The following is a 2169-nucleotide window of genomic DNA, read 5'->3' as shown; positions in this document are numbered from 1 at the left end:
GCGTGGCGACGCGTCTGATCGCGCCCGATCAGGCGGCGGCCTCGCAGGCGGGCGTGCTGGTCGTCGTCAACCCGAACAATCCCGACGGCCGCCTGATCCGGCGGGCCGATCTGATCGCCATGGCGCGGGCGCGGTCCAAGGCAGGGCGCTGGCTGGTGGCGGACGAGTCCTTCATCGAATGCGCGCCCGGCGACAGCGTGTCGGACCTAGCCGAGCCGGGGCTGATCGTCCTGCGCTCGTTCGGCAAATTCTACGGTCTGGCCGGGGTGCGGCTGGGCTTCATGCTGGCGGCGCCCGAGCTGATCCGGCGATTGCGCGCGCTTCAGGGCGACTGGCCGGTCGGCGCCGACGCCCTGACGCTGGGGCTGGGCGCCTATGCTGACGAAGCCTGGCGGCGCCGGACCGAGGCGGCCCTGGCCGAACGGGCCGACCGGCTGGACGATCTGCTGGCGCGGGCGGGGTTTCAGATCATCGGCGGGACCAGTCTGTTTCGCATGACGCGCACGCCCCACGCCGCGCGCTGGTTCCAGCACCTGTGCCGCGCGGGAATCCTGACCCGGCCGTTCGACCACACGCCCGACGCTCTGCGCTTCGGCGTTCCGGCCGAGCGCGACTTCCCCCGACTGCGACGCGCGCTGGAGACCTTCGGATGATGGCGAGCCGGCGACAGGCGTTGGCGGGCGCGGGGGCCATGCTGGTCGCCGGACCGGCTGCGGCCAACACTGCGCCGCGTCGCGTGGTGTCGCTGAACGCCTGCCTCGACGCCGTTCTGGTCCACGTCGCCGACCGGGGGCAGATCGTCGCCCTCAGCCACTATGCGCGCGAGCCGGTCGGCTCGACCATTTCCGAGGTGGCCAAGACCCTGCCCTTCACCTGGGAGACGGCGGAGGAGGTCATCGCCCTGCGCCCCGATCTGGTGCTGACCAGCCGCCACAGCGCCCTGGCCACCCGCAATGCCCTGGGCCGCATGAACATTCAGACCGAGCTGTTCTCGGTGCCCGACAGCGTGGCCGCCAGCCTGGATCAGGTGCGCGAGGTCGCCCGTCTGGTCGGCCGTCCGGCGCGGGGCCAGGCCCTGATCGCACGCATCGAGGCCGCCATCGCCGCCGCCGCTCCGCCGCCGGGATCGGCGCGGCTGACGGCCCTGATCTATCAGCCCAACGGTTTCGCCGCCGGGCGAGGCACCCTGATGGACGAGATGATGACCCGCGCCGGGTTTCAGAACGTCGCCGGCCGCTACGGCCTGGGCAAATGGGGCAATGTGCCGGTCGAGCGCCTGTTGGCCGACCCGCCGCAGGTGCTGCTCAGCGGCGTGCCGGTGCGAGGCTCGCGCACCTGGGCCGACCGGGTGATGCGCCATCCGGCGCTGAAGTCCCTGTCCGGCCGGATGGTGCAGGCGCAACTGGAAGAGAAGCTGCTCTATTGCGGCGGGCCGGTGCTGATCCAGACCGCCGCCGCCCTGGCCCGCGCGCGCCGTACGGCGCTGGAGGCTCTGACATGACCCTGCCGCGTCCTCTGGTGATGATCGGGCTTCTGCTCCTGATCGTCGCTTTGTCCGTCGCCAGCATGAGCGCCGGCCGCGTCTGGATCCCCTGGAGCGATTGGGCGAGCCAGCGCGGCGATCCCGCCTGGGCCATCCTGTTCGAGCTGCGTTTGCCGCGCACGGTGCTGGCCCTGATGGTCGGGGCGGTGCTGGGCCTGACCGGGGCGGCCTTGCAGGGCTATACGCGCAATCCGCTGGCCGATCCGGCGATCCTGGGCGTCTCGACCATGGCGGCGCTGGGGGCGGTGCTGACCTTCTATCTGGGCGCGGGGGCCAGCGCGCCGTGGGTGCTGCCGGTCGCGGCCATGGTCGGGGCGGGGGTCGGCGTGTTGCTGCTGCTGGCCCTGGCGGGGGCGACCAGCAGCGTCGTCACCTTCATCCTGGCCGGGGTGGTGATCCAGACCATGGCGGGGGCGGGGGTCGCCCTGGCGCTGAACCTGGCGCCCAATCCGTGGGCGGTGAACGAGATCGTCAACTGGCTGATGGGGTCGCTGGCTGACCGCAGCGTGGTCGAACTGAGGTTGGCGGCGCCGGGCATGATCCTGGGGTGCCTGCTGCTGTTGACCCAAGGCCGGACGCTGGACGCCCTGACCCTGGGCGAGGCGGGGGCGCGGTCGCTGGGCGTG

3 protein-coding genes are annotated in these 2169 nt (G+C 72.2%); all 3 read left to right on the top strand.

What is annotated here, in order from left to right; translation table 11 throughout:
- Positions 1–653, top strand: a 653-nt coding sequence (locus BDIM_RS12245; protein ID WP_169312149.1) for an aminotransferase class I/II-fold pyridoxal phosphate-dependent enzyme, incomplete at its 5' end; no start/stop codon positions are given.
- On the top strand, positions 650–1501 hold the full coding sequence (locus tag BDIM_RS12240; RefSeq protein WP_040346080.1) for an ABC transporter substrate-binding protein: 852 nt from the start codon (positions 650–652) through the stop codon (positions 1499–1501). The genes BDIM_RS12245 and BDIM_RS12240, both read left to right, overlap by 4 nt.
- The coding region (locus BDIM_RS12235) for a FecCD family ABC transporter permease (protein ID WP_040346077.1) at positions 1498–2169 on the top strand (672 nt) is incomplete at its 3' end. The genes BDIM_RS12240 and BDIM_RS12235, both read left to right, overlap by 4 nt.

The sequence above is a fragment of the Brevundimonas diminuta ATCC 11568 genome, assembly GCF_000204035.1.
Classification (GTDB): Bacteria; Pseudomonadota; Alphaproteobacteria; order Caulobacterales; family Caulobacteraceae; genus Brevundimonas; species Brevundimonas diminuta.
The sequence above is the reverse complement of the archived record's forward strand: the minus strand, read 5'-3'. Positions and strand labels throughout refer to the sequence as shown.

Coding starts and splice junctions, on each gene's coding strand:
- BDIM_RS12240 (WP_040346080.1), top strand. CDS start 650: ATGATGGCGAGCCGGCGACAGGCGTTGGCGGGCGCGGGGGCCATGCTG.